Origin of the sequence: Defluviicoccus vanus, from assembly GCF_014672695.1 — a bacterium.
Taxonomy (GTDB): domain Bacteria; phylum Pseudomonadota; class Alphaproteobacteria; order Rhodospirillales; family Defluviicoccaceae; genus Defluviicoccus; species Defluviicoccus vanus.
Window position 1 is genome coordinate 128,745 of sequence record NZ_CP053923.1, and the last position, 21,347, is coordinate 150,091.

The following is a 21,347-nucleotide window of genomic DNA, read 5'->3' on the forward strand; positions in this document are numbered from 1 at the left end:
CCCGCGAATGGATGGATATGCCNNAGTGCCACCACCGCCGCAGCGGTGCATCCATCCGTCTACTGAAGGGAGACAAGGTGACGCCCCGATGGCTAAGCCCGCTTCTGGGCGAGCAGGCGTTCGACGACGTCGCCCGGGTCAGTGTGCTCGCTTCGTTGTGCCGCTGACACGGTTTCGGGACTGGCAATCTGTTCGATCTTTGCCAAGACGCGTTCCATGAAATCCTCGATCGCCTCGTCGGTCATGGCGGCCACCAGATCCGACGTGGCGGGATCGAGGCCATTGCCGCTAGGCGGCGCCAGGGTCGGCGAGCGGGCAAAGGTTTCTTGCAGCTCACGCGCCGCCGCGACCGGATCGGACTCGTCCATGAAGCCGCAGGCGTAAGCGTTGATCAGCAGCCGCCGTTGCGCGCTGACGTGGGCGAGAAGGGATAGCAGGAGTGGGTGCATCGACGACTTCCCTTTTCCGGCGCGGTTTGCTCGCACGCCAACGGATCCATCAAACGAGATCGTATTCCCTTGGCCTTGCGGAGACGTTAACGGCAGACACACTAAGGATAGCGACAGGTGTTACATCGCAGGCTGCGTCTTGCCGCGGCGACGGCAATGGCGGCGAATGACCCACTTGAAGCTTGACCGCTGCCACCCAGTTCCACACCTTGCCCAAGCCCGAAACATCAACAGCAGCGATGCAGACGCGGGAGCCTTTTTTATGACAACGCGATTCTCCGGCACCGAGACGTATGTTGCCACCGAGGACCTCTCCGTGGCGGTCAACGCCGCGGTGGCGCTGCAACGTCCACTTTTGATCAAGGGCGAGCCTGGAACCGGCAAGACCATTCTCGCCCACGAGATTGCCGCTGCATTGGGCGCGCCGCTCATTCAGTGGCACATCAAATCGACGACCAAAGCGCAGCAGGGTCTTTACGAATACGACGCTGTGGCGCGCCTGCGCGATTCCCAGTTGGGCGATGCCCGGGTGCACGCCATCGCCAACTACATCATCAAGGGCAAGCTCTGGGAGGCGTTCACCGCCGAGACCCGGCCGGTGCTGCTCATCGATGAGATCGACAAGGCCGACATCGAGTTTCCCAACGATCTGTTGCTCGAACTCGACCGGATGGAATTCCACGTTTACGAGACGAAAGAAACCATCGTCGCCAAGCAACGGCCGATCGTGGTCATTACGTCTAATAATGAAAAAGAACTACCAGACGCATTTCTTCGCCGCTGCTTCTTCCACTACATTCGCTTTCCGGATCGGGAAACGATGCTGCAGATCGTCGATGTCCACTATCCCGGATTGCAGAAGCGACTGGTTAACGAGGCGCTGACGGTATTCTTCGAGGTGCGCGAGGTGCCGGGATTGCGGAAGAAGCCGTCCACCTCGGAACTTCTCGACTGGATCAAGTTGTTGATGATCGAGGACGTGCCGCTGGACGCGCTGCGCAGCAACGACAGCCGCAAACTCATCCCACCTTTACACGGCGCTCTGTTGAAGAATGAACAGGATATCCACTTGTTCGAGCGACTGGCATTCCTCAGCCGCAGGGAGGGGCACTGAGGGTTGAAGATGTGGCATATTTGACCTCATCCGGCGGCGTAGCTAAGTATCCGTCATGGTTATCCGCTTCCGGGTGACCTGCTCCACGATTACCCGCTCCCCGGCAGGCGCAGTGTAGGGCAAGGCCGGGGCGGGTGCGGCGATGAGGCAGCGTGATGCGTACGTTCACAGGACTACTGGCAATTGCCGCCACGGTATTGATGATCGGCGCCTGCACTTCCACTTGGCAGGGCGTCAAGCAAGACACGCGGGAAAACACCCGTGCGGTGGGGCAAGGTGTGCAGGACGTCGGCAAGAAGATCGAGAAGCAGACGGAATGATTGATGCCGCCGGCAATTATTGCGCTGGCTCGACTATAAAGTCGAGCCGCACGGTGGCACGCAGCAACGGCAGTACGGCATGTGAGACAAACCGTTATAGGTTGACATGTTTATCAATTTCTTTCTTGAGCTGAAACAGGCAAGGTTGCCGGTGTCGCTCCGAGAATACCTGTCTCTGCTTGAAGGTATGCAGCTGGGGCTTGCCGACTATTCGATTGATGATTTTTATTATCTGTCCCGCACATGCCTAGTGAAGGACGAGGGTAACCTCGATCGGTTCGACGTCGTTTTTGCCAAAGTGTTCAAGGGGCTCGAGCCGCCGGCTGAGGGGGAAGTTGTCGACCTTCCTGCCGAATGGTTGCGCAAGATGGCCGAGCGGGTGCTTACCGAGGAGGAGAAAGCGTTGGTCCAATCGCTGGGCGGCTGGGACAAGTTGATGGAGACGCTGCAGAAACGGCTGGCCGAACAGAAAGGCAGGCATCAGGGAGGGTCGAAATGGATCGGCACCGCCGGAACTTCGCCCTTCGGCGCCTATGGTTACAATCCGGAGGGGGTGCGGATCGGCCAGGATGGTAACCGCAACAACCGTGCGGTCAAGGTGTGGGACAAGCGTGAGTTCCGCAATCTCGATGCCACCGCCGAACTTGGTACCCGCAACATCAAGGTGGCGCTGCGGCGGCTGCGGCGGTTCGCCCGCGACGGTGCGGCGACGGAACTTGATCTGCCGGCCACAATCCGTTCCACGGCCAAGAAGGGCTACCTTGACGTTGCGATGGTCCCGGAGCGGCACAATGCGGTCAAGGTTCTGCTTTTCCTCGACGTTGGCGGCTCGATGGACCCGTTTATCCAGGTTTGCGCCGAATTGTTCTCTGCCGCCCGGGCAGAGTTCAAGCACCTGGAATATTTCTACTTTCACAATTGTATTTATGAACAAGTCTGGCGGGACAATCGCCGCCGTTACGCCGAGGTAACCTCCACCTGGGATCTGCTGCACACTTACCCCCATGATTACAAAGCGATTTTCGTTGGTGATGCGGCGATGAGCGCCTACGAGCTGACGCAACCGGGCGGTTCCGTCGAACACTGGAACGACGAGGCGGGCATCATCTGGCTGGAGCGCATCATCGGCGTTTACGGTAAGGCGTGCTGGCTCAATCCCACGCCGGAGGAGTGGTGGCAGCACACCTATTCGACGCGCCTGATCGGCCAGTTGTTCGGCGAGAGGATGTTCCCCTTGACACTGGATGGACTGGACCGGGCGACGCGGTGTCTCAGCCGCTAAGGACGAACTGGAATCAGCTGAGGTGGTAGGGGTTTGAAAATCGGCTCGGCGTTGCGCGCCATCGTCAAGCAATAGCCACAGAGGTGGCCTTGGTAGGGTGATTGCCTGCGGGGCGGACATCCGGATTGGCTGCAGAGGTGATTGGACCGGTGGGGGCAACGTGTTTATAGTTAACGCGTTACGGCTAGGGGGGGAATGACGCGGTGTTTTTTTACGTTAGGTTGACGAAGTGGCGACTGGATGCCCTTCCAGTTGTGTGGTATAGCTAACAGACGGTCTTGGCTTCCTGTGCTCGAATCAGCCCAGGTAGGCAATCAGAACCGATTTTTTGGCCCGGCTTGAGCCCCAAAAGAAGAGCGTCACGCCAGGGTAATGTTGAAGATTTTGTTTGCAGTGCAAGCAGTTACCGGCGATCTCAGTTGCAGTTGAGATCGAGGCTGAGCCGGAGGGGCGATTGCTTGCAAACGGAGGTCATCGCGCCATCTGCCGTTCAGGCAGGGCGCCAGGCAGGACATGTGAGCGGTGCGGCAATTAAGAGTCTTCGTGCATGCGCTTGGCGTTATGATGGCCTTCGCGCTTGCTGGTTGCGGTGAGCCTGAGTCGAAAGGTCGCGCGGCGCATCCGCCAGGCATTGGCGATGTCGCAGTCGTGGTGCGTCTCGTCCACGGTACGCTCGCCAGCCATGACGTTCGGCGCGTTCTCGCCGTAAGCGACGACGTTTATTGGCGTGAACTGATCGAAACCGAACAGGAAAGCGCGACAGAAGTCGAATTTGTCGACGGGACGCGTCTCACTGTCGGCCCTGATGCGCAAGTCAACCTTGACGAGTTTGTTTACGGCGGCCCGCCAGGGACCGATCGCATGGTCATGACGATGACCAAAGGCATGAGCCGTTTCGTCACCGGCAGCATGGACAAAGCAGCCTATGAAATTCGCGCTCCTGGCGCGATCATTGGTGTACGCGGCACCGAATTCACCCTCATGGTCGACCCCAAAGCGGGCACGACGCTGTGTCTGGTTCACCAGGGCGAGGTTGAGATCAGGCGTCCGGATGGCCGCGAGCGGGTGATTGTGCAGCCTGGCCAAGCAAGCCTAGCATCCTCGCGTGAAGACTTAGGCATATCTCCGGCGAAACCAACGCCTCCCGACCTCATGCGCAGCACCGAGCAACTGCGAACCGTGGTCAACGAGGCGAAAGCCGCTCAACAGGCGGCAAGTGCTGTGCACTTGAAGGAAGCCGCTAACGGGAACTCGGTGACAAAGTTTGCCTCTCTTCAGTCCAGCCCGTTCGGCCGCGACCGGCTGCAGGAGTTGGCCGAACGGCTGCGATCGACTGGTTCGGATCGCGCGTCGACCGCCGGCACCCCGGTCGGCGAAGGACACAGCGGCGCCACGCCGGCGGTCTTGCCGGGTAACTTGGCTGCCTCAATTGCCACTCACGCCGCAGCAGCACAGTCAGATCCCGGCAGTGTTGTTTTGAATACCGCCACCAACGGCAGCGAGCAGCCTACATTGGCGAGCAATCCGCACACCTTAGGGTCGGCTGATGTGGGCGTGAATGGCGGCACTTCTACAGCGGTCCCGATCCAGGATGTCAAACCGACCGCCGGTTGCGGATCCGCCGACTGTGCGGCGGTGCCGTTGCAGAGCAATCCGACCATTCAGATCGTCAGCCAGACTCACCTGGGTGGGCAATGAGTGCAGGCTCAATACCATAGCGCGGCCGTGATCGGCCACGGTCGGCGTTGTCCGGGGTCGTTTGCGCACGAGTCAATTCGGCAGGCGCAGAAAAACACCCCCTCTGCCACCTGATAGACGGCAGAGGGGCTGTTGTTCATCTCAAGACCGCAATAAACCCCATCGCAGCCGCGTCGCGCGGCCCGCGAACGTCTGCGCCTTGTCTCAAACGAGATAGGGGTTGGATTGGCGTTCGACTCCGAAGGTCGATGTGGGACCATGGCCCGGAATGAAGCGCACATCGTCGCCAAGCGGCAGCAGTTGCTCGCGGATCGACGCAATCAGCGTCTCGTGGCTGCCGCCAGGAAAATCCGTCCGACCGATGGAGCCGGCGAACAGCACGTCGCCCACCAGGGCGACCCGCGTCGGTGCATGGTAGAAGACCACGTGACCGGGAGTGTGTCCGGGGCAATGACGAACATCAAACGTCAGCGGTCCAACCGTCACCTGATCCTGCCCCTTCAGCCAGCGATCGGGGGTAAAGGGGCGGGCGCCACGGATACCGAAGGCGCGCGATTGCTCAGCCATGCCGTCGATCCAGAAGCGATCGCCCTCGTGGGGGCCTTCGATGGGGAGACCAAGCCGTTCCGCCAGATCGGCGGTGGCACCGGCATGATCCAGATGCCCGTGGGTGATCAGGATCTTTGCCAGTTTCACTTTGCGTTCGGCGGCGGCATTAAGGATGCGATCCAGGTCGCCGCCGGGATCGACCACGGCGCCGGCCCCGGTGTTCTCATCCCAGACGATGGAACAGTTTTGCTGAAAGGGAGTGACGGGAACGATCGCGAGCTTGAGCACGGTGGCCGACCAACTTACAGCGACAAGATGATTGGTTCAGAGCTATTTCTTGGCGTCGGCGGCGACACGCATACTGACGATCTTGTCCGGCGGCGGGGCGACAACGCCGTTCATCGCCGAATCGCCGCGCTTGATCTTGTCGACGAATTCCATGCCTGAAACGACTTTGCCCCAGACGGTATACTTGCCGTCGAGGAAGGAGCCGGGCGCAAACATGATGAAGAACTGCGAGTCGCCGCTGTTCGGATCGGCGGCGCGCGCCATGCCGACGGTGCCGCGGACAAAGGGTTCCTTGGAAAATTCTGCCGGCAGCTTCTTGCCCGAGCCGCCGGTGCCATCACCGCGCGGATCCCCTGTCTGCGCCATGAAGCCTTCGATCACCCGATGGAACGGCAGGCCGTCATAAAAGCCCTGGCGGGTTAGCTCCTTGATTCGCGCGACATGCAGCGGCGCCACCTGGGGCAGCATCTCGATCACCACCGTGCCGTCCTTCAGTTGCAGGAGGATCGTATTTTCGGGATCGCCGGCATTGGCTGTGGTCGACAGCATCATGCCAATCAGACAAGCCGCGGCAAACTTCCAGTCCATGGATTTTCCTCTCGTCTTTTCGTGCCCGGGCTGGTTTCGGCAGTAACATCCGAACCGTAGGCGCGCGCAACCTACAGCACCCGTCGGAGTGGCGCACGCGAATTCGCGTCACCCCGGCTTGCTGCGGCCGCCATCGCCACCAGGCAGCACCGGGGAAATCGCCACCAGGTAGCGTCACGAAAGTTGAATGTCGGCGCTGTCGTATTCTGCTGGTGTCGTCTGGCGCGCCTCCGTATTTTAGCCGCCATGCATCATATGACCCGTACCAAGATCGTTGCTACGCTTGGCCCCGGCAGCTCGACGAAGGAGCTGATCGGCCAGTTGTTCGAAGCGGGCGTGGATGTCTTTCGCTTTAATTTCAGTCATGGCACCCATGCCGATCACGGCGAGAGATTTCGCATCATCCGCGAACTCGAGCAGGCCTATCGCCGACCGATCGGTATTCTTGCCGACTTGCAGGGCCCGAAACTGCGCGTTGGTCATTTCGGCGCCGGGCCGGTCCGCCTTAACAACGGCGATCCTTTCCGCCTCGACCTGTTGAACGATCCTGGTGACAACCGGCGGGTTTGTCTGCCGCATCCGGAAATTTTTGCGGCGCTGGTTCCGGGCGCGATGCTTCTGCTCGACGATGGCAAGCTCCGCCTTCAGGTGGAAACCTGTGGGGCCGACTACGCCGATACCAAGGTGATCGTCGGTGGCATGCTCTCCGACCACAAGGGCGTCAATCTGCCGAACGTCCGGCTGGCGATTTCGCCGATTACAGCGAAGGATCGTGCCGATCTCGATTTTGCCCTCGATCTGGGCATCACCATGGTGGCGTTGTCTTTCGTCCAGCGACCGGAGGATATCCTTGAGGCGCGTGCTGCCGTCGGCAACCGGGCGCACCTGATCGCGAAGTTGGAAAAACCATCGGCGGTGCAGCACCTGGACAAGATCGTCAATCTGGCCGACGGGATCATGGTGGCGCGCGGCGATCTGGGGGTGGAGTTGCCGCCGGAGGAGGTGCCGATCTGGCAGCGGCGGATTATCCGGGCCTGTCGACACGCCGGCAGACCGGTCATCGTGGCGACGCAGATGCTGGAATCGATGATCCAGGCGCCGACGCCGACCCGCGCCGAAGCCTCAGACGTGGCGACGGCGGTTTACGAAGGCGTTGATGCGGTCATGCTATCGGGTGAGACGGCCGCGGGCGCCTACCCCTTGGAGGCGGTGACGATCATGCAGCGGATCATCAACCGCGTCGAAAAGGACCCGAGCTACCTGCAGACGATCAACGCGGGCGTTCTCGGCCATGAAGCCGCCTGTCCGGTCGCCGTAACCGCAGCCGCCCGCGGGGTAGCTGAAACCATCGGTGCCGATGTTATCATCACGTTTACCACCAGTGGCGATACGGCGCGGCGAGGAGCCAGGGAACGACCTTCGGCGCCGATCATGGCGATGACGCCGTCGCAGACGGTCGCCCATCAGCTCACCCTGGCGTGNGGAGTCTCCCCGGTTCTCTGCGGAGAATTGGGTGATTTTCGCGAGTTCGTCACCGAGTCGACGCAGCGCGCGATCGCTGAAGGGTTCGCCGACCACAGCAGCACCATCGTCATCGTTGCCGGCTTGCCGCCGGGAACAGAAACCAACACGGTGCATATCGTGCAGTTGGGCGAAGACCCGGCCAAGGCGCCGATTCCGTAGCGGCATCCTCGTCGCTCCTGCCTGCCTTTCTCCTCTGGACCACTCGCCAAGTGACTACCGCTCGTCCGGTTCGCCGGCGTCACGGGGCTGTTTGCGCTCGTTCACGTCGGCTTGCGGCAAGCTGTCACACTGAGGGGTTGATTGCATCTGGGTCTTGTCGCCAACAGGGTGGTCACCCGCGTGGGAATCGCCAGCATGGGGGCCCCAGCATGGGGATCGATAGCGACCACCGTCCCCGCGGCATCCTTCTCCGGCCTTGGCTTGCCGGTCGGATTGGGGGCGTCCACTGCTGGTAACCGCCGCCGACGGATCGGCAGCAACGCCGCCGCGGGTTCGCTGGCTGGTGGATTCAACTCACGCCGCTGCTGCTTGACGCGCTTGGTTCGGGCATCGGCAAGAGTGACCAGATTGGTCGGTGCTGGCATCGTCGGCGTGGCGTCGCCGATGTTGGCGCGCTTGGCCCGGCGCCGGTCGCTGCCCGTGCGGCGATCGAACTCTGTTTCGGTTACGTAGCTGAGCAGTGAACTTGTGCGTGGCGCACTGCGGCGACGCTCACGGCCGCGGCGCCGTTCGACGCGCTTCTCCGGCGGTGGCGGCGGCGGTATGGTGACGGTTGACCGCCAGCGGGCGACGATCAGCTGCAGCGCCGCACTGATGCGTGCCGGATTGGCGATATCGGCGCGAGACAGCAGACCATCGTGGATCATCGCCCGCAGATCCGTCTCATTGATCTCAAGCAGGACCAGGGCGCCTGGGCGCTCGGCGCCGACGCTTCCCAAGGCGGGGACTTTGTCCGTTTGCGGCTGGCCGCTGCCGGCTGTGGGTAAGGGGGATACGGCTGGCATCGGTACCGCCGGGGCAGCCTTGGACGTTGCCTGATCGATGGCAGGTGGACGCGGGCTGGCGCCGCGTCGGTCGTCAACTGGTGGCAACGACGGCGGCGAAGGGGAGGGGGTGTCGTCTGCGCCGGATCGACGGTGTCGGCACCTCTCGCAAGTGCCTGGTTCAGCCGCCTGACTTGCGCGCGCAGTAGCGCCAGTTGCGCCTGCAAGCGCTCACGCAGGCTTGCCTCGCGGATCGTTCCATCGCGCGCATCTTCAGCATTTGCCTTGTCCGGAGACCCGGCCCTGGTGTCACCGCCGCGGCGAATGTCATCATCCTCCGACATCATCGCTCCATCGTCGCGCCTGAAGTAGCGGGCGGCAACGTGACGAGGCAGTGGCACTCGTCGGATATCCACACGCCGCTATTGTTGCGAGTATAGGTTGCTTCTGTCACATGTCTGCGCGCCTCGTCACAGTCAATGACGATGGGCAGAGGAATGCGCGCTTGCCGGCGCGCGGCGGCGTTGACGGCCTTGGATCTGCAGGAAAAGGAGCCCGGATGGCAATTCTGGTGACGGGGGCTGCCGGATTTATCGGCTTTCACCTCGCGTATCGGCTGCTGGCGCAGGGCGAGCGGGTGATCGGCATCGACAATCTCAACGACTATTACGACGTCTCCTTGAAGGAAGCGCGCCTGGCGCGGCTGAGCGCCGCCGGCAGCTTTGTCTTCCATCATATTGACGTGGCGGATCAGATTCAGGTGGATGCGGTGGTGGACGCGGCCGCACCGCTCGATGCTGTTGTCCACTTGGCCGGCCAGGCGGGTGTCCGCTACTCGCTGGTCAATCCGCTGGCGTACATTCGCAGCAACGTCCAGGGGCACGTGGTCGTTCTCGAGGCTTGTCGTCGTCTCGCTTCGCCGCCGCATATCGTTTATGCGTCCTCATCGTCGGTCTACGGCAGCAATGCCAAGCTGCCTTTTTCGGTCAACGATCGCACCGATCAACCGTTGTCGCTCTACGGCGCGACGAAGAAATCCATGGAAGCGATCAGCCAGAGTTATGCGACGACATTCGGCATCCAATTGACGGGTTTGCGCTTTTTCACCGTTTACGGGCCGTGGGGGCGTCCGGACATGGCGGCATTCCTGTTTGCACGCAAGATCATCGCCGGGGAGCCGATCCCGGTGTTCAACGGTGGCGACATGCGGCGCGACTTCACCTACATCGATGATATCGTCGATGGGATTCTGGCGGCGATCGCCCTGCCGCCAGCCGCCGGCACGGCTCGCCATCGCCTGTACAATCTCGGCAATCACAAACCCGAGCGTCTGCTCGATTTCGTCGCCACCCTCGAAGCCTCGCTCGGCCGCACCGCCGTCATCGATCCGCAACCGTTGCAGCTGGGTGACGTCAAGGAGACCTGCGCCGACATCGAAGAAAGTCGGCGCGATCTTGGTTTCGCGCCAAGCGTATCGATCGCCGAGGGCATTCCTCGCTTCGTCGCCTGGTTTCGCGCCTACTATGGTATCGATTAGTCGGCGGTACCGGTCTTCGGCCGTACAGTTGCGGTCGGCCCGCCGGCTGGGTCGTAGAGTTGATCGAGGATGGTGCCATAGACCGCGCGGATGGCATGGCGGCGCAGTTTCAACGTCGGCGTCAGCTGGGCGTTCTCAATGCTGAAGGGGTCCGGCGTGATGGTGAAACGGCGGATACGTTCAACGACGGAGAGGTGGCCGTTGACCTCCTTCACCACCGCGGCAATGGCGGCGATGAATCGGGCATCGTTGGCGAGATCGGCCGGTTCCGGCGAGGCGCCGTTGGCCTCAGCCCAGACCTTTGCCCACGCCGNCACATCGGCAACGATCAGTGCCACCACGTGCGGTCGCCGGTCGCCGTAGATCATTGCTTGGCCGATTTCCGGCCGCAGCGTCAACATGCCCTCAATTCGCGCCGGAGACAGATTATCGCCACCGGAGTTGACGATGATGTCCTTCTTGCGATCGGTGATCCGGATATCGCCGTCGGCGTCGATTTCGCCCACGTCACCGGTATGCAGCCAGCCGTCGCGCAAAACCTCTCGCGTCGCCTCCTCGTTACCCCAGTACCCCTTCATCAGCATGTCGCCGCGGACCAGGATCTCACCGTCTTCGGCGATGCGGACCTCAGCACCACGGATCGGCGTCCCCACCGTGCGCAGCTTCACCCGCGACGGATCATTGACGCTGATCAAGGGCGCGGCCTCGGTCTGCCCATAGCCCTGAACGACCGGCAGGCCGACCGAGCGCAGGAACAGCCCAATCTCGAAACTGAGCGGTGCACCGCCGGAGACCATCACTTGCAGCCGCCCGCCGAAACGCTCACGCACCGGCGTACGGACGAGACGATCCAGCAGTGCGTCGGCGAGGCGGTGGGCGAAGGTAAAGCTTTGCGGTGCCTCATGGCGACGGCGACCCAGCTCTACGGCCGCAGCGAACAGCTTCGCCTTGATCCCCGTCGTCTTGCGTGCGGTCTGGTTGATGCGCTGGTAGACGATCTCAAAAAAGCGTGGCACCGCTGAAATGATCGTCGGTCGCACCTCTTGCATGGCGGCAAGGACGCGCTCGACGCTTTCGGCGTAATAAACCTGCGCCCCCATGGTCATCGGCAGATAGAGGCCGACCGTATGCTCATAGGCATGCGATAGCGGCAGGAAGGACAGGAAGACGTGCGCCGCCAGATCGGTGCCCAGGCAGGCGATGAGATACGCTGCGCCAGCGCAATTGTGGAGAATAGCGCCGTGATGCAGCATGACGCCCTTCGGCGCTCCACCGGTGCCGGAGGTGTAGATCAGGCAGGCGAGATCGTCCGTGGCAATGTTGCGAGCATCCTCGCGGATCGTCGTGTGGTTGGCTGGAGCCAGCGCCATGACGTCGTCCCAGAAAACGAGACGAGGCACTGACAGATGGTCGGTGGCGGGCGGCTCGATGCTGACCACCAACTGCAGGTCGGCGGCGCGCGTCGCCGCTGCCAGCAGCGGCCGCGACAGCTTGGGCGAGGAAACGATGGCGGCACGGGCACCCGAATTGCCGAGCAGGTAGAGATGGTCGGCTTCGGTATTGGTGGTGTAGGCTGGAACGGTAACGCCGCCAATCGCCATGATCGCCAGATCGGCAACAACCCATTCGGGACGGTTTTCGGCAACGATCAGAACACGGTCGCCACGCCTGAGGCCAAGCTGCTGCAGGCCCAGCGCCAGGCGGCAAACTCTGTCGCTGACGTCCAGCCAGCTTAAGGGATGATAGGTGCCCTGATGCTTCGCCCAGAGCAGGGGCTTGGTCCCATACCGCTCAGCCTGATCGAAGAACATGGCAACAAGGTTAGGCCACTGAGGGAGCACGGAGAATGAACTTCCATGATAATAAGGACAACAATAACGCGCTTTTCTACTCTTCACTGCACGCGCCGATTTTGTTGCGGCGTGGCAGACGCAAGGGTGAAAGTGGCGCCGGCGGCTTTCACACCATAGTGGGGGATAACATCAATGGCAATTGATGCTGCAGCAAAAACAGAGTCAGCGGGCAGCGATAGTGCCCTGCCGCTTTGGGATCTGAGCGACCTTTATTCGGGGCCGGCGTCGCCGCAGATTGATGTCGATTTCGACCAGGCGCACGAGGATGCGGAACGGTTCCACACCGCTTACGCCGGCCGGCTCGCCGCCTTGGATGGCGCCGAACTTGGGACGGCGATTGCGACCTACGAGGCCATTCTCGAGCGCCTGCATAAGGTGATGAGCTACGCGCAATTGTACTTTGCCGAAGACATGGGTGATTCGGCGCGCGGCCGCTTTTTGCAGACGATGCAGGAGCGCTATAACGCGATCTCGACCAGGACCCTATTTTTTATCCTTGAGCTGAATCGTCTCGACGACGCGACGGTGGCGCGGCAGATGGAGGATGCAGCGGCTGCGCACTATGCGTCCTGGGTGCGTGATGTGGGGGCGTTCTCGTCGCATCAGCTTTCCGACGAAATGGAAAAGCTGCTGCATGAGAAGGCGCTGACCGGAGCAACTGCGTGGGGGCGACTCTTCGATCGCACACTTGCCGCCTTGCGCTTCAACGTCGACGGCAAGCCGCTGACGCTCGCCGATACGATGAATTTTTTCGACAATCCGGACACCTCGGTGCGTCGCACCGCCGCCAAGGCGCTTGGCACCGGCCTCGCAGACAACATTGAACTCTTCTCGCTGATTGCCAATACCCTCGCCAAGGACAAGGAGATCGAGGACAAATGGCGCGGTTATCCGAAGCCGGTCTCCTATCGTAACCTGAGCAACCGCGTCGAGGACGAGGTGGTGGACGCCCTCGTTCTGGCGGTCAAAGGNGCGTACAGCGAACTGGCGCACCGCTATTATGCGATGAAGGCGCGTTGGTTCGGTCAGGATGTTCTTGATTATTGGGACCGCAATGCGCCGTTGCCGGGCGCGGTTCAGCAACGCTATACGTGGGAAGAAGCGCAGAAACTCGTCCTTGATGCATTCGGGCGTTTCGATCCGCGCATGGCAACCATCGCCAGTCAGTTCTTTGATCGCCACTGGATCGATGCGGCGCCGCGCCCCGGCAAGGATTCAGGAGCCTTTGCCCACCCGGTGGTGCCGTCGGCGCATCCGTATATTCTCTTGAACTTCTACGGTCGTGCGCGCGACGTCACGACGCTGGCACACGAACTTGGCCACGGCATTCATCAACTGCTGGCGGCGGAGCAGGGGCCATTGATGTCGGAGACGCCGCTGACGCTGGCGGAGGGCGCTTCCGTGTTTGGCGAAATGCTCGTCTTCCGGGCGGTTCTCGATGCGCAGCAAGATCCCCGACAACGCTTCCACCTCCTCGCCAGCAAGGTGGAAAATATGCTGAACACGGTGGTGCGGCAGATTGCATTTCACGAGTTTGAACGCCGTCTGCATGAAAGCCGAAGCAATAGCGAACTTTCAGCAGAAAGTATCAACGCCATCTGGATGGATGTTCAGGCAGAAAGTCTCGGCCCAGCGTTTCACTTCGACGATGAATATAAATATTATTGGTCTTATATTCCGCATTTTATTCACTCACCGTTCTACGTCTACGCCTATGCCTTTGGGGATTGCCTGGTTAACTCGCTGTATCAGGTCTACAGCGAGGGCCATCCTGGCTTTCAGGATAAATATCTGCACATGCTTGGTGCCGGCGGTACGCTGCACCATAGCGATCTGCTGCAGCCCTTCGGCCTTGATGCGCGAGACCCGGAATTCTGGCGGCGTGGACTGAGTGTGGTCATCGATTTCATCGACGAACTTGAGGCGCTGCAGGAGGCCTGAACCCTCGGTGGAGATCCCTGCCAGCGGGGCGACCGTTGGCGTGGGGCTCCGGCACCCCTAAATATGCTTGCAATAGCAACGGAAGGAGCATGGGTGCGTGGCCGAAGCAGGAGGGCCGACAGAGGAAGATGCGGCAGCGCTTGGTAACAACGCTGCCGCCGATGCGGCGTTCAGCGACGAGGATCGCCTCGCAAGCCGATTGAAGCGTTACGCCCGCGTCGGCTCCACCGTTGGCGGCTTGGCCGTCCGGTTTGCCGGCAATCAGCTTTTCGGCATGAAGATCGATCGGCCCGAGCATGCGCTCGAACTGAAGACGGCACTGGGCGGGCTGAAGGGGCCGCTGATGAAGGTGGCACAGATCCTCGCCACCGTTCCCGACATGTTGCCAGCCGAATACACGGAGGAATTGGCGCAGCTACAGCAGAACGCGCCGCCGATGGGCTGGAGCTTCGTCAAACGGCGGATGGCGGCGGAGCTTGGCCCGGAGTGGCAGAACCGCTTTCAAAGCTTCGAGCATACGGCCACCGCAGCCGCCTCGCTCGGCCAGGTGCATCGGGCAACGGCGCATGATGGGCGACGCCTCGCCTGCAAGCTGCAGTATCCCGACATGGCTTCGGCAGTCGAAGCCGACCTGTCGCAGTTGAAGGTCATCTTCTCCATTTATCGCCGCTACGACCGGGCGATCGATCCCTCGAACATTCATGCCGAATTGACGGCACGGCTACGTGAAGAGCTCGATTACCGGCGAGAAGCCAAGCACATGGCGCTCTACCGCTGGATGCTCGAGCGCGAAGCGCAGGTGCATGTGCCGGAGCCCTTGCTAGATCTCTCCAGCGACCGTCTGCTGACGATGACCTGGCTCGACGGCGAATCGATTCTGTCTTTCGTCGATCAGCATGCCGAGCTGCGCAATGCGGTCGCCGTCAACATGTTTCGCGCTTGGTACGTACCCTTCTACGAGTTCGGCGTCCTCCACGGCGATCCGCATCTTGGCAACTATTCGGTGCGCGCTGACGGGTCGATCAATCTTCTCGACTTCGGCTGCATCCGCGTCTTTCCACCGTCCTTCATCGGTGCCGTCATCGACCTCTACTGGGCACTGCGCAACGACGACCGCGATCTTGCCGTCCATGCCTATGAAACCTGGGGATTCTCCAACCTCAGCCGCGAGATCATCGATATTCTCAATCAGTGGGCCAGTTTCCTCTATCGGCCGCTGATGGAGGATCGGGTGCAGACGATTCAGCGCGATAACAGCGTCGCCTACGGGGCGAAGGTCGCCGGCCGGGTGCAGCAGCAACTGCGCGAAGCCGGTGGGGTTGCCCCACCGCGCGAGTTCGTATTGATGGATCGTGCCGCCATCGGCCTTGGTAGCGTCTTCACCCGCCTGCGGGCGGAAATCAACTGGCACCGCCTGTTCCACGAATTGATCGAAGGCCACGATCCCCGCTCCATCGCCGAACGGCAACAGGCGGCGCTCAACGCTGTGGCGCTGCCACCACCGGCTTGAATGTGGGTGCCGGGGCTGAAGCGCCGGGGGCTGAAGCGCGCGAAACCGCTCGACGCGCAGACGCTGCGCTGCCAGCAGATGCGTCATTTCATCGGACGCTAGAAATGCGAGCTCATCTTCCCGCGCCGCTATGGGATGCTGCGTGGGCAGGACCTCACCGTCATCCAGTCCGGGATGGCACATGATCAGCGTTCCGGAACGGACACCGCGGCAAAACCGTCGGAAGAGCTGGCGGTAGGGCGGGTCGCCGAAGAAGCGACGGACACCACGAAAATGGGTGTTGCCGCATACGCCGTGACGCATGCCCAGGCGATGGTGACCACAACCGAGCAGTGCCAGGAACGCAGCTGCCGGGACAGCGAGCCGATAATGGGTGAGGATGTCGGCGGATGAAAGCGTCAGGAAGCGTAACCACGGTCTGCCAATGGGAAAGTCCTCGATGAGGACGCGGAGGACCGCTTCGCGCACCCCTGGGAGCAGATGACAATGATAGTGGCTGTCGATAAAGTCCGGCATCCGACCGAAGGCAACAGCGAACAGTGCCAGCTGCGCTCGCAGTTCCGCCATGACTTCGCTGACGTCGACTTGGCCGCTGAACGCACGGCTGAACAGTTGCAATGGCGACGGCAACCTGTGCGCGGGTGCCAGCGTCGGCAGCACCACCGCCGGTGTGGTGTGGGTGAGCGTGAAGTGTAGGCCCACATCCAGCGTCGCGGCGACGGGCTTGAGGCGTGCTGCCTCCGCCATCCAGTGTGGCGAGACCACAACGCAACTCACCGCCGAAATCCGCCTGCTGGCGGCGAGCAGGCGAATAGCCTCGCTGATCCCGGCCGTCATCGCGTAGTCGTCGGCACACAACAGGATCGGGATATCTCCGTCAGGCGCGATGTCAGCAACATCACTCGCTTGCGCCGGCGGTTCGAAGGAGGCGGGCGACCGAACGAAACCCATGCGTTAGATGCGAATTGCCAGAGGATTGAAGCAGGAGACGTGGATACTAAACCGAGAATGTAAACGGGATATTATCCAGAATGGCGCGCAACGTGCCCCGATTTTGAACCGGACGTCAACCGATGGTAGCAGTGTAGGCACGAAAAACGTCGAACTCCTGATCGCAATGCGGCTGGGCGAAGCCGGCGTCGGAGAGGGCGGCAAGGATGCGCTCGGGCGGAACACACTGGTCGATGGTGTCCCAATAGTAGCGCATTAGCGTCTCAGCTTCGGCCATGCCGCTCGACCATCGGCCAAGCCGGGGAATGACCGTGCCGAGATAGACGCGAAGAATCGCTGCCCATAGCCGCGTCGACGGCTTGCCGAGTTCCAGCAAGAGGAGGAAGCCGCCGGGGCGGAGCACGCGGCAGAATTCGCCAAAGGCGGTATGCAGGTCGCTGACGTGACGCAGCGCGTAGCCCATCGTGAGGAAATCGAAGCTGGCGTCGGCGAAGGGCAATGCCTCCATCGCTCCTTGCACCAGCGGTGCTGCGAGCCGTCGTCTGGCTTCGATCAGCATGCCCTGGCTGAGATCGATGCCGACGATGAAGCTGGCCTGGCCGCCGATGGCGACCGCTTCCCGGGCGACGGCGCCGGTACCGATGGCCACGTCGAGCCCACGCATTCCCGGTCGCAGGCCGGCCCGGCGCAGTGCCCGGCGGCGGTACCAGCTGCCGCAACCCAAGGAGAGCATGGTACCGATGCGGTCGTAGTGCGGCGCCGTGCGATCGAACATGCCCTGCAGGAAGGCCAACCGCTGGCTCGGATCGCCATAGTACTGCGGCAGTGGCGGATGCGGTGGGATCGCTGGCGGCAATTCCGCTTGGTCGTGTTTTCGGCTGACGTTTTCGTCCATACCGGCTCGTTGGGGTGAATGCGATACGGGAGGCGAAAGGCAGGATGCCCAGTTCTGAAAGCGACTGCAATGGCGCCACACCCAAGGAGCGTCTGGCGCCGCTGTTGGCGGACTTTCCCGCCGACCTGTGGGATGACCGCCTCTATCGCAGCATTCTGTGGGTCGACTCCTATGTGGACGCCCTGTCGCTCGCGGTGTTGGCGGCGCTGGGCGCGGACAGTGCGCTGACTACGCCCGCATCCGCGGCGACCCTCTGTCGCGCACTGGATCTTGCCGGCGACTTCGCGCCACACCTGACGTGGCTGTTGGAACGAGCCGCCATCGGCGGGGCCGTGGGTGTGGAAGATACCTCCGGCACGCGCCGTTACTACCGCACCGATCGATGGCGGCTGGCGGATGCGCCGCAACTCGCCGCTAAGGGACTTGCCATTGATGCCGGCAATCGGCCAACGATCGCGCTGCTGCAGGCGGCGGCGGCGGCATGGCCGCGGATCGCCCGCGGCGAAGTGAGCGGCGAGGACGCGCTGCTCAATCCCGAGGCCATCGGTCTCTGGCTCGACTACTTCGACAATGCCAACCTGCTTTACGCCGCCAACAATCGCGTTGCTGCCGTCATCGCCACGGCGTCGCTGGCGGAGAAGCAGCACTTTTCCATTCTTGAACTCGGCGCTGGCGCCGGCAGCGCCACCGAGGCATTGCTCGACGAACTGGTTCGCCGCGGACTGAAGGGCAGGCTGCAGCGATACCTGGTCACCGAGCCGAGTGCCTTGTTTCGTCGTCGCGGTGAACGCCGGCTGAAGGCGCGCCGGCGCAACCTGCCACTGCAGTTCGCCGCCCTCGACATCGACCAGCCGTGGGCGGACCAACTGCCGGACGATGGCCGTTTCGATCTGATCTGTGGTGTCAACGTCCTGCACGTGGCGCGGGACTTGGCGTTCAGCCTCGGCGAGGCGCGCGCCCGGCTGGCGCCCGGCGGCTCCCTGGTGGCCGGCGAGTGTCTGCGGCCGTTCCCAGATCAGTCGGTCTATGTCGAGTTCGTCTTCCAGCTCCTCGACAGCTTCAAGGCGGTGATCACCCATCCGGACCGGCGGCCGCGGCCTGGATTCCTGACGCCGGAGGAATGGCAGCGGTCGCTGACCGACGCCGGCTTCACCAACGTGAGCTTTCGCCCTGATCACCGCCGAACACGCAGCATTTTTCCGCACCTGTATATTGCTGCCATCTGCGCGCAGTAGGCGCGTTGCCGCTCCGTCTTTGACGTCGATGGCTGGGACAGAGTTGAACGGCCAGTGTTGAGCGTGTCGTCGGATGCAGCTATCCTCTTCTTCGCCTGTTGCTGCGCTGTGGCGCCGACGGCGGTTGCCGAAGCAGGGGAATGCAGCGAGAACTGACCACCTCAACTCCGATCCTTATCTTTCGGCAAAACGCATGCGAGACTCTTGCGGGATCGCCTCTCTTGACGAATACGCGGCAAGCGATGTCTTGCCGTTGCTGGATGCGATCGACAGCGGGACACCCATCGCTTGGCGCCAGCAGAAGCCGATCAGCCGTGACGCCTTCCTCAACCATGTGCTGCGTGTTGCCGAGTGCCTGCCGCGTCGCCGCTATGCGCTTAACCTGTGCCAGGATCGCTATCTTTTCCTCCTCGCCTTCGCTGCCGCCGGCGTCTGCGGCCAGACGAGCCTGCTGCCGGCGAGCCGGGCCAGGGCAGCGATTGCCGAGACGAGTGGCAGCTACCCCGATAGCCATATTGTCGACGACGAGGGCATCGGCGCCTGGGTCGATTTCAACGTCGTTACACAATCGAAGTCGGCGGTGCCGTGGCTTCCCGCCGGGCACGCCATGGCCGTTGCCTTCACCTCCGGCAGCACCGGTCGCGCTCAGCCGCACGTCAAACGCTGGGGCGAACTCGTCGCCGGTGCCCGGCTGGCGGAGCGTCGGTTCGCATTTGCGCTCGCTCCTGGCGCCAGCATCGTCGCCACCGTGCCACCACAGCACATGTACGGTCTTGAGACCTCGATCATGCTGCCGCTGACGCTGCCGGTGGCGCTGGACGCGGGGCGGCCGCTGCTGCCGGAGGACGTGCTGACGACGCTGGCCGCGCTACCGGAACCGCGGGTGCTGGTGACCACCCCGGCGCATCTGCGAGTGCTCACCGCCACGCCGGCCGCGTGGCCCGCATTGCGGCTGGTGATTTCGGCGACGGCACCGCTCTCGCCTTCACTGGCGCGGGCGGCCGAGGCGGTGTTCGCGGCACCGGTGATGGAGATCTATGGCTGTACCGAGGCCGGCTCGATTGCCAGCCGCCGCACCATCGACGAGGATGCCTGGAAACCCTACGACGGCTTCACCATCGACGACGGCTGGGCGCGCGCCGCCCACCTTGCGGCGGCGGTTCGTCTCAACGATCAGGTGGAGGTGTTCGCGGACGGGCGGTTCGCGCTCGGCGGCCGCGAGCAGGACCTTGTCAACGTCGCCGGCAAGCGCACCTCGCTGAGCTTCCTCAATCGCATTCTGAACGAGATCGACGGTGTCGACGACGGCGTGTTCGTCGTCCCGGAGGAGGGGCAGGATCGGCCACGCCGGCTGGCGGCGCTGGTGGCCAGCACCACCCGCAGCAAGCGCGAAATTCTGGCGGCGCTAGCGGAGCGGATCGACCCCATCTTCCTGCCGCGGCCGCTGCGGCTCATCAAGCAGCTGCCGCGCAACGAGGTCGGCAAGTTGCGGCGGCAGGCGCTCCTCGACCTCCTTGCGCAGACCACGACGGCTCGCCGGCCGCGATGACGATCGAAGTTGGTCCGCGGCGGATTGCCGCCGGGCATCCGGCGCTCGCCGGGCATTTCCCGGGTGATCCGCTCGTCCCCGGTGTTCTCATCCTTGAGGAGGTCTTTGCGGCCGTGGTCACCTCGTTTGGGCCGGGGCAGCTGATCGCGGTGCATTGGGTCAAGTTCCTGGCACCGCTTCGCCCGGACCAGGACTTTCGCGTCGCGGTAACATCGATGGGAGGAGGGCGTATCGGCTTCGTCTGCCGTAGTGACGGCGGCGTCCTGGCACAAGGCCAGCTGCAGCTGGCGGACGAGGCAGTGCCGACGTGATGCCATTCAGCCGTCGGTGCGGGGCGGGCTGAGCGATCGCCACAAGCCGCGCAGGTAGAAGCCGCGCGCCAGCAGCTTGCCCGCCACCATGCGGATGATCAGCAGCGTATCCATCAGCGGGCGATAGTGGCTTGCCCGCGCTTCGGGATGATAGATCGCATCAATTGGCACCGCCAGCGGTGCGGCGCCGGCGCGTGCCGCCTCAATCAACACCTCGCTTTCGAAAACAAACCCCGGCGCGCGTCGATTAGCCTTTTCGAGGTGGCGGATCACCGAAGCAGGATAGAGCCGGAAGCCTGACTGGGTGTCGGTGATCGGCCATCCTGCCGCCCAGGAAATCCAGAAATCGGCCATGGCGTTGCCGAAGCGGCGCAATCGCGGCATTTGGTGTCGCTGCCGGAGCCGGGCGGCGATGATGAGTCGCTCCGGGTGGTTACGCGCCGCAGCAATGAGCAGCGGCAGGTCATCGGCGTTGTGCTGCCCGTCGCCATCCATGCTGATCACTGCCCGGGCACCGTCGGCGATGGCGCGCTGCATCCCGTCCCACAGGCTGGCGCCCTTGCCTTGATTGATCGGGTGGCGGAGCACGGTCACCGGCAGATCACGCAGCCGTTCAGCCGTCCCGTCGATGGAGCCGTCATCGACGACGATCACCGGCAACCCGGTGGCACAGGCAGCCGCCGCGACGTGGACGATCGTCCTTGCCTCATTGAACGCCGGGATGACCACGGCCAAGTGCATCGACGATCTCGGTTCGGTTCAAGGTTGGC

19 protein-coding genes and 1 pseudogene are annotated in these 21,347 nt (G+C 62.6%); 12 read left to right on the plus strand and 8 right to left on the minus strand.

The features are described from left to right. Nucleotides 1-92: 92 nt before the first annotated feature. Nucleotides 93-485 carry a hypothetical protein gene (locus tag HQ394_RS21415; protein ID WP_456151464.1) on the minus strand — a complete coding sequence of 131 codons (393 nt, stop codon included), beginning with the start codon at nt 483-485 and terminating at the stop codon, nt 93-95. Nucleotides 486-711: 226 nt separating this feature from the next. On the opposite strand from HQ394_RS21415, the gene HQ394_RS00595 reads away from it, so the two are divergent. The 4 genes from HQ394_RS00595 (at nt 712) to HQ394_RS00610 (ending at nt 4,863) form a co-directional block, all read left to right on the plus strand. Further along, nucleotides 712-1,563 (plus strand): AAA family ATPase, encoded by an 852-nt coding sequence (locus tag HQ394_RS00595; protein WP_190261572.1) that lies wholly within the window; start codon nt 712-714, stop codon nt 1,561-1,563. Nucleotides 1,564-1,718: 155 nt separating this feature from the next. Then, the gene (locus HQ394_RS00600; RefSeq protein WP_190261573.1) at nt 1,719-1,883 is read left to right on the plus strand and encodes a hypothetical protein; all 165 of its coding nucleotides are present in this window, start codon (nt 1,719-1,721) and stop codon (nt 1,881-1,883) included. A gap of 106 nt (nt 1,884-1,989) precedes the next feature. Then, nucleotides 1,990-3,165, plus strand: coding sequence for a vWA domain-containing protein (locus HQ394_RS00605; protein WP_190261574.1), 1,176 nt, complete (start codon nt 1,990-1,992; stop codon nt 3,163-3,165). Between the two features lie 561 nt (nt 3,166-3,726). After that, a complete protein-coding gene (locus HQ394_RS00610) occupies nt 3,727-4,863 on the plus strand; it encodes a FecR family protein (protein WP_190261575.1) in 1,137 nt (378 codons plus the stop codon). 204 nt (nt 4,864-5,067) lie between these two features. On the opposite strand, the gene HQ394_RS00615 is transcribed toward HQ394_RS00610, so the two are convergent. Further along, nucleotides 5,068-5,700, minus strand: coding sequence for an MBL fold metallo-hydrolase (locus HQ394_RS00615; RefSeq protein WP_190261576.1), 633 nt, complete (start codon nt 5,698-5,700; stop codon nt 5,068-5,070). A gap of 42 nt (nt 5,701-5,742) precedes the next feature. After that, nucleotides 5,743-6,288, minus strand: a complete 546-nt coding sequence (locus HQ394_RS00620) for a peptidylprolyl isomerase (protein WP_190261577.1) — start codon at nt 6,286-6,288, stop codon at nt 5,743-5,745. A gap of 255 nt (nt 6,289-6,543) precedes the next feature. On the opposite strand from HQ394_RS00620, the gene pyk reads away from it, so the two are divergent. After that, the gene (gene pyk, locus HQ394_RS00625; RefSeq protein ID WP_223291751.1) at nt 6,544-7,971 is read left to right on the plus strand and encodes a pyruvate kinase; all 1,428 of its coding nucleotides are present in this window, start codon (nt 6,544-6,546) and stop codon (nt 7,969-7,971) included. Nucleotides 7,972-8,072: 101 nt separating this feature from the next. Here the strand turns inward: pyk and HQ394_RS00630 are convergent, their stop codons facing one another. Next, nucleotides 8,073-8,816, minus strand: coding sequence for a hypothetical protein (locus HQ394_RS00630; protein ID WP_223291752.1), 744 nt, complete (start codon nt 8,814-8,816; stop codon nt 8,073-8,075). A gap of 538 nt (nt 8,817-9,354) precedes the next feature. On the opposite strand from HQ394_RS00630, the gene HQ394_RS00635 reads away from it, so the two are divergent. Then, nucleotides 9,355-10,332: an SDR family NAD(P)-dependent oxidoreductase gene (locus tag HQ394_RS00635; RefSeq protein ID WP_190261580.1), complete on the plus strand. Its 978-nt coding sequence runs from the start codon at nt 9,355-9,357 to the stop codon at nt 10,330-10,332. Here the strand turns inward: HQ394_RS00635 and HQ394_RS00640 are convergent. Further along, complete coding sequence (locus tag HQ394_RS00640) at nt 10,329-12,143, minus strand: AMP-dependent synthetase/ligase (RefSeq protein ID WP_190261581.1); 1,815 nt, start codon at nt 12,141-12,143, stop codon at nt 10,329-10,331. The genes HQ394_RS00635 and HQ394_RS00640 overlap by 4 nt on opposite strands. A 35-nt stretch (nt 12,144-12,178) precedes the next feature. On the opposite strand from HQ394_RS00640, the gene HQ394_RS00645 reads away from it, so the two are divergent. From HQ394_RS00645 to HQ394_RS00655, 3 genes are all read left to right on the plus strand, one after another. Then, entirely contained in the window at nt 12,179-12,328 is a 150-nt protein-coding gene (locus HQ394_RS00645) for a hypothetical protein (protein ID WP_190261582.1), read from the plus strand. After that, nucleotides 12,318-14,126 carry a M3 family oligoendopeptidase gene (locus HQ394_RS00650; RefSeq protein WP_190261583.1) on the plus strand — a complete coding sequence of 603 codons (1,809 nt, stop codon included), beginning with the start codon at nt 12,318-12,320 and terminating at the stop codon, nt 14,124-14,126. Before HQ394_RS00645 ends, HQ394_RS00650 begins: the two co-directional genes overlap by 11 nt. Nucleotides 14,127-14,325: 199 nt before the next feature. Continuing rightward, nucleotides 14,326-15,636, plus strand: a complete 1,311-nt coding sequence (locus HQ394_RS00655) for an ABC1 kinase family protein (protein ID WP_223291992.1) — start codon at nt 14,326-14,328, stop codon at nt 15,634-15,636. 129 nt (nt 15,637-15,765) lie between these two features. Here HQ394_RS00655 and HQ394_RS20925 read toward each other — a convergent pair. Together HQ394_RS20925 and HQ394_RS00665 are read right to left on the minus strand one after the other, a co-directional pair. Next, nucleotides 15,766-16,587, minus strand: a pseudogene (locus tag HQ394_RS20925) (ChbG/HpnK family deacetylase); the annotation flags it as partial. Between the two features lie 115 nt (nt 16,588-16,702). Next, on the minus strand, nt 16,703-17,482 hold the full coding sequence (locus HQ394_RS00665; protein ID WP_190261585.1) for a class I SAM-dependent methyltransferase: 780 nt from the start codon (nt 17,480-17,482) through the stop codon (nt 16,703-16,705). Between the two features lie 44 nt (nt 17,483-17,526). On the opposite strand from HQ394_RS00665, the gene HQ394_RS00670 reads away from it, so the two are divergent. The 3 genes from HQ394_RS00670 to HQ394_RS00680 all read left to right on the plus strand — a co-directional run bounded on the left by HQ394_RS00670 (nt 17,527) and on the right by HQ394_RS00680 (nt 20,577). Continuing rightward, entirely contained in the window at nt 17,527-18,717 is a 1,191-nt protein-coding gene (locus HQ394_RS00670) for a class I SAM-dependent methyltransferase (RefSeq protein WP_190261586.1), read from the plus strand. A 193-nt stretch (nt 18,718-18,910) separates the two neighbouring features. Beyond that, entirely contained in the window at nt 18,911-20,266 is a 1,356-nt protein-coding gene (locus HQ394_RS00675; protein WP_190261587.1) for an AMP-binding protein, read from the plus strand. Beyond that, the gene (locus HQ394_RS00680) at nt 20,263-20,577 is read left to right on the plus strand and encodes a hotdog family protein (RefSeq protein WP_190261588.1); all 315 of its coding nucleotides are present in this window, start codon (nt 20,263-20,265) and stop codon (nt 20,575-20,577) included. Before HQ394_RS00675 ends, HQ394_RS00680 begins: the two co-directional genes overlap by 4 nt. Nucleotides 20,578-20,583: 6 nt before the next feature. Here HQ394_RS00680 and HQ394_RS00685 read toward each other — a convergent pair whose 3' ends face one another. Then, nucleotides 20,584-21,318 (minus strand): glycosyltransferase family 2 protein, encoded by a 735-nt coding sequence (locus tag HQ394_RS00685; RefSeq protein ID WP_190261589.1) that lies wholly within the window; start codon nt 21,316-21,318, stop codon nt 20,584-20,586. Between the last annotated feature and the right edge of the window lie 29 nt (nt 21,319-21,347).